Genomic DNA, 6,664 nt, shown 5'->3' with positions numbered 1-6,664 from the left:
CGAAGTATTAGATACCAATTCTTCTGTATTTTCTGTAGATGTAAAACACGGAGATTTACTAGAGGTAGCCACATCAAAATCGTGTGAAGGCGTTTATTCTAAATCTATAACCTTATTAAATGATTTTATAGTATATCCAAATCCAAGTACTGGAGTATTTGAAATTTCAACACCAATTGCAGAGAAACAAGTATTAATTTCTATTTACAATATACAATCTCAATTAATATCTCAAAAGAGTTATCCTGTAAGTTATGGTAAAGTAAACTTAGATATAAGTAATCAACCAACAGGAATTTATATAACAAAAGTACATTTAGATAAACCAGTTACCTTAAAAATTATAAAACAATAAGGTATAATAGTTTATTATTTATATTTAGTAGCTCATTTTGATAAATGAGCTACTTTTTTGTTTACTATTTTATAGGTTCGGTTTAGAATATGAAGGTTGCGCACTGTTGTTTTATTTCTTTATTTTCTCGATAATCAATTTTTCTATTTCCTCTAACTCTCCTAAAGGTACTGAATGGAGTATCTTTGTTAAATTAACAGCTTTGTCAGACTTTTTTATATTGTTTATAGGATGGTCTTTATCAACTTGATTGTCTTGATCGGGTTTCCACTCATAAAAATCGTTTGGTGTACATCTCAAAATAATACATAATCGTTCAATTTCTCTGAGATTTAATCTCGATACCTTGTTATTCTTAATTTTTGTTGCAAAGTTATCAGAAAATCCAGCTTTTCTTAAATAAGTGAAAGGACGTTCTATCCCTCTGGCTTTGAAAATCCTGTCAAAATTGTAAGTTATCATCTAATTTAAATCCGTTTATTATTAATATACCGTACAATTTACAATATTATACGTGCTTATTCAATTTTTAGTCGTTTACTTTATGTAATTAACAGCTAATTGAAGGTTTTTATACGTGTATATTGTAAATTTACCTTTTCTTGTTGCTTATTTACACGTTCCTATTCTATTTTTAGCCTTTTATATAGCTTAATTAACAACTCATCATACGTATTCATTCGTTCTTATTATACTTTTTATCGTGTTTAGCAAAATACTTTTAACTATTATCTTTTATTTTTTTGGTAATAGTGTTCAACATGATATTATTTAAGTTTTAAAATTAGTTATAAAAAAACCTCCCAATTGGGAGGTTTTTTTATATGATATATTTAGATGTTTAGTTATTTAAAACCCAAACTCCATTTTCTTTAATAACACTCATTGTTTTCTCATTAAGACCATTGTCATAAAGTAAGTAAGTGAAAATATATTTTTGTCCATCAGCTGCAGTTGGATTGATATGATCAGCTAAAACACCTAAAGCGTATAAAATTTGATCTTCACTCCAGTTGTAATCAAAATCACCATATTTGGCAAGGTTTGTAAGGCTAACATTATCAAAATCTGCATTACCTGTTAATTGGTCCGCTATGTAAACATAATCATCGCCAACTAAAGTATATTTAATAGTGTTATCAGGAATCCAAGTAGTTCCATCATGACCAAACTTAACAGTTTCTACTATTTCATTAGTATATTTTGACCAGCTTGAACCATCATAAGTAAAATACATTACGTAGCTTTCGGTAACTCCACCACCTACGTATAATTTATACATAATAGCTTCAATATCACCAGCACTTTTATTGTCATACTTAAATTTATCCGCTAAAAAGATAGGAATTTTTGCTTCTGCCTCATCTTGATTAGAAAAGTTTGGATAACTTTCTCCCATTGCGGTATACTCATCATCGGTAAAACCTTGAATAAAATTCCATTCTCCATTTAAATAAAGGAAACCATCATTTAAATAATTTACACTACCATTATAAAATTTATAAGTTAAAGAAACCAGTAATCTGTTTGCTGGATTTGGATATTTATCATTTAATAATCTATAAACTTGACTCATATCATCAAAGTTATTATAGGTAGCTGTATCAGGATAAGCATCGTAATCGGCAGTTGTAACCGTGTATATTTCTAAACTTGATTCAGTGCTTTTTGGAGCATATACATTAAAAGATACTGTTGCTAAAGATCCTTTTCCCCAAACTGGATATTTATCAGTTAATAAAGAAGGTATCTTTGTTTTAGCGTCATCTACAGAATTAAAATTGCCATAGTTTAAATCTAAAGCAGCATAATCGTCATCTGATAAGGTAAAAGTTACATCACCAGTAATTACTTCTTGTTGGGCATCTATTTCCGTATAAATATTGTCCATAGGGTTACAGGATGTAAAAAGATACGCTCCTATAGCCACAAATAAATAAGTTAATTTTTTCATTTTAAATAATTTTTTAATTAAAATCTAATTTTAGCACTTACGTTAAAAGTTCTTCCATATCCAAACCAAACGTATGAAGTTTGTGCATCAGAATTAGAACCATCTTGAGCAACAGATACATATTCAGTATTGAAAACATTATTCATTCTACCAATAACAGTAGCATCTAAATCTCCAATTTTGAATCCATATCTAATACTAGCATCAAATGTTCCAAAATCAGGCATTTTCCAAGGTTGAGCTGTTCCAGGAGTAGTTCTATTATCTGGAGTATAACGTGCATATAAATCTGCATAGTAGTTATAATCTACAGTAAAATGAGTTTTTTCCATAACTTCATAATCAAAACCTAAAGCAGCTGTTGTTTGTGCAGGACCACCAACTTTTAAACCTTTAATATATAAATTATAAGTTCTAATAGGGTTTTGTTGTTCGTCATAAACCTGAACATTTTCTACATTACTATTCCATTTCCAATCTCCTAAAGATAACATACCTGTAGCAGTAAATTTGGTGGTTGGTTTATATGTAAAATCAAATTCAATACCTTGATGAAGCGCATTAATACCAGTTAAATTAGCAAAATAATTAGTAGTTACTCCTGAACCAGGAAAAGTTTCTCCTTGGAAAGATTTAGTAAAAGATCTATCATTCCATTCAGTTCTGTAAATGTTAAGATTAGCGGCAAATTTTTCTCCTCTTAAACCATAACCTAATTCAATACTAAATATTTTTTCATTTGCAGCATCTTTATTAATGTGCTCATTATCATATTGTAAGAAAACAGCATCAAAACCTGGAGCTTTTTCAAAGTAACCAATATTAGCAAATACATTTTGTGTAGCTGTAAAGTTGTAATTTGCACCACCTTTTATACTGTAACCTCCAAAGTTGTATTTATCTGTTTTTTGTAACGGATCACTATCTAAATAGTTAAAGTAATCAATTCTTTGGTATGAAGTGTTAGAAGCTGCTGCAGAAACAAATGCGTTAAAATTTTCTTTATTGTATTCTAATTGCGTGAACATTCCTAGCCATCCTACTTTACCATCATCATAATAATCACGTTTATCTCCTACTTTTAACACAGCATTTGGATTGTTAACGTTTGCGTTGTCAAGTGCGTAATCAGCACCTAATAAATCCGTTACTTGTGAGAAGTGGTGTCCTGTGTAAGTTCTTAAATCAACACCAACAGTAAAATCTAAATTATCATTTAACTCTGTTTTAAAAGTGGATAATGCTCCATACCAGCTATGGTCATTTCTTGAAGCTCTTAAGTAAGATACAGCACCTAAAGGTCCATTAGCACGGTTAATTGCAACAATATTATCTAAATCTATTGGTTGATCAGGTCCACCTAATCTAACTTGGAATAAACTAGCGTCTCCAGCAGTTCCTCCGCCGCCTCCTGTTCCCCAAGAAGCATATAATGCAGTGGATAAACTTGATCTATCACTAATAGTCCAGTAATCATTTAATGAAGTTTGTGATTTATGGTAGAAGTTATCTTCTACATGAACTACTTGACCAAATTTAATACCCCAATCTGGGTTAAATTTTAAACCACTTTCAGCATTTCTATAAGTAGAAATTAAGCTTTTATTTTGGCGTTGTCCGTGTCTTTGTGGAGCTCCAAAAGAAGTAATAGCTATTTTATGATTTTCAGATAATTGTTTTGAAATGTTTACAAAATAACTCATACCTTTAAATTCAGTACCATCAATATAACCATCTCCAGTTGTTCTAGATGCAGATGCAGTAACAGCAAACCCATTATCTAATAATCCAGTAGATAAAGTAACTCCATATTTTTGATAATTATCATTACCAATAGCAGTAAATATATTTCCACCTTTTTCAACATCCGTAGTTTTTGATAAAATGTTAACAGTACCACCAATTGAAGGAACGGCAACTTTAGAAGCACCTAAACCACGTTGAACTTGCATAGCACTAGTAACATCACTTAAACCTGCCCAGTTGCTCCAGTATACTCTACCATTTTCCATATCATTAACAGGTACACCGTTAATTAATACCGCAACATTTTCAGAGTTAAAACCTCTTAATTGTAATGAACCATCACCAAAACCTCCACCTTCTTTGGTAGCATAAACCCCTGGTGTAGATTTTAAAATTTCAGGAAATTCTTGAGATCCTAATTTGTTTTCAATAACATCCGCTTTAACTGTAGATACAGCTACTGGTGTTTTTCTGTCAATTGCAAAAGAAGTTTGTGTAATTACAATTTCATCTAATGATTCAGCAGAAGGTTTTAAAGTTATTGTTCCAAAATCTTTACTTCCACTGAAATCAAGATTTTTAGTTTCATATCCAACAAATGAAACTACAATTGTACCATTAGAAACTTTAGTTTCAAATGTAAATTTCCCATCAAAATCTGATGAAGTTCCGCTTGTAGCTCCTTTAAGAACTACAGAAGCTCCTGGTAAAGGTTGATTTGTTTCATCAACGATAGTTCCAGTAAGTTTGGTTTGACCAAAAATGACAGATGTAGATACTAAAAGTACTACTACTAACCAATTTTTTAAATTTCTCATTGTGTAATTTTAATTTGAATTAAATGTTATGCAAAAATGCAATTATTAATTGATTTGTTTTTTAATTAATTGTTAATTTTTAACAAAAAATTAAGACTTCTAAAAGTATTAAAAATCTTTAAAAAACAGGCTGTTAACCTTGTTAAAAAATAATACTTTTATTAACAGATGTTAATAAAAGTATTAGGTTGCTTTGAAAAAGGTGAAAATTATTACTTTTTGTAGATTTTTTTAGCTAATTCTTTACCTAGCTCCACTCCAAACTGATCAAAGCTAAAAATATTCCAAATTATGCCTTGTACAAATATTTTATGTTCATAAAAAGCAATTAAGCTTCCAAGTGTTTTTGGAGTTAATTTTTCTATTAAAATTGTTGTACTTGGTTTGTTTCCTTCAAAAACTTTAAAAGGTAATAATTGGTTAATGTCATCTAAATTTCCTTGAATTTTTAAATCTAAATGAACTTCTTGTTTTGTTTTTCCTTCAGCTAAAGCCTGAGTTTGAGCAAAAAAGTTTGCCATTAATTTTTGATGATGCTCTTTATTTCCGTACAAAGGTTGTTTGAATCCTATAAAATCAGCAGGAATTAATTTTGTTCCTTGATGAATTAATTGCATAAAAGCATGCTGTCCGTTGGTACCAGTACTTCCCCAAATAATATTAGCAGTTTGGTAATTTACGCTATTACCATTTCTATCTACGCTTTTTCCGTTACTTTCCATAATTGCCTGTTGTAAATATGCTGGTAATTTGTTTAAGTATTGTGTATATGGCAATATAACTTCGGTTTCGGCATTAAAAAAATTAGTGTACCAAATACCAATTAAACTTGCAATTATTGGCGCATTTTCTTTAAAAGGAACATTTTTAAAATGCTCATCCATTTCATAAGCACCTATTAGTAACTCGTTAAAATTATCAAATCCAACGGCTAAACAAATAGATAATCCAACAGCACTCCATAAAGAAAATCGTCCTCCAACCCAATTCCACATTGGAAAAATATTTACTTTATCAATGCCAAAATTGCTAACAGCTTCTATATTAGTGGAAACTGCTACAAAGTGTTTTGCTACATCTTTTTCAGATGCATTTTGCAAAAACCATTTTCTGATTGTGGTTGCATTAGTTAAAGTTTCTTGCGTTGTAAATGTTTTTGAAACGATAACAAATAAAGTAGTTTCTGGATTTAAATTTTTGATAATTTCTTGTACATGATCTCCATCAATATTGGATACAAAATGTGTGTTTAAATGATTTTTGTAGTATTTTAAAGACTCAACAACCATATCTGGACCTAAATCTGATCCTCCAATTCCGATATTTACTATATCAGTAATAGATTTTCCTGTATAACCTTTCCAATTTCCTGAAATTACTTCCTCACTAAAAGATTTCATTTTGGTTAAAGTCTCTTTAATTTTAGGCATAATATCACCGCCATCAACTAATATTTCAGAATTTGTAGGATTACGTAATGCGGTATGTAAAACAGCTCTGTTTTCAGTTTGATTAATTTTTTCGCCTGAAAAATATGCATTTATAGCATTTTTTAAATCGCATTCTTCGGCTAATGCTAACAAGTTTGTTATGCTTTCTTCCGTTATTCTATTTTTAGAAAAGTCGAATTCAAAATCATTAAAGTTTATGGTAAATTTATTTTTTCTGTTTTCATCTTTACTAAACAAATCTTTAAGTTGCTCATTTTTTACTTCATTAAAATGAGTTTCTAAGTTTTTCCAAGCTTTAGTTTGGGTTGGATTTATATTTTTTAAAGCCATAATTTATGAT

At 29.8% G+C, this 6,664-nt stretch carries 5 protein-coding genes; 1 reads left to right on the top strand and 4 read right to left on the bottom strand.

Translation table 11 applies throughout. The annotated features are described in order from the left end of the window. A partial coding sequence (locus R3342_RS08615) for a T9SS type A sorting domain-containing protein (RefSeq protein WP_318939619.1) occupies positions 1 to 355 on the top strand: 355 nt, incomplete at its 5' end. A 111-nt stretch (positions 356 to 466) separates the two neighbouring features. On the opposite strand, the gene R3342_RS08610 is transcribed toward R3342_RS08615, so the two are convergent. From R3342_RS08610 to pgi, 4 genes are all read right to left on the bottom strand, one after another. Continuing rightward, positions 467 to 817 (bottom strand): helix-turn-helix transcriptional regulator, encoded by a 351-nt coding sequence (locus tag R3342_RS08610; protein WP_318939618.1) that lies wholly within the window; start codon positions 815 to 817, stop codon positions 467 to 469. A 379-nt stretch (positions 818 to 1,196) separates the two neighbouring features. Further along, the gene (locus tag R3342_RS08605; protein ID WP_318939617.1) at positions 1,197 to 2,309 is read right to left on the bottom strand and encodes a hypothetical protein; all 1,113 of its coding nucleotides are present in this window, start codon (positions 2,307 to 2,309) and stop codon (positions 1,197 to 1,199) included. A 17-nt stretch (positions 2,310 to 2,326) separates the two neighbouring features. Continuing rightward, positions 2,327 to 4,873, bottom strand: a complete 2,547-nt coding sequence (locus R3342_RS08600; protein ID WP_318939616.1) for a TonB-dependent receptor — start codon at positions 4,871 to 4,873, stop codon at positions 2,327 to 2,329. 212 nt (positions 4,874 to 5,085) lie between these two features. Next, positions 5,086 to 6,654, bottom strand: coding sequence for a glucose-6-phosphate isomerase (gene pgi / locus R3342_RS08595; RefSeq protein WP_318939615.1), 1,569 nt, complete (start codon positions 6,652 to 6,654; stop codon positions 5,086 to 5,088). Positions 6,655 to 6,664: the final 10 nt, after the last annotated feature.

Origin of the sequence: Lutibacter sp., from assembly GCF_033723435.1 — a bacterium.
Taxonomy (GTDB): Bacteria; Bacteroidota; Bacteroidia; order Flavobacteriales; family Flavobacteriaceae; genus Lutibacter.
This window is presented reverse-complemented; position numbering and strand designations above follow the sequence as displayed.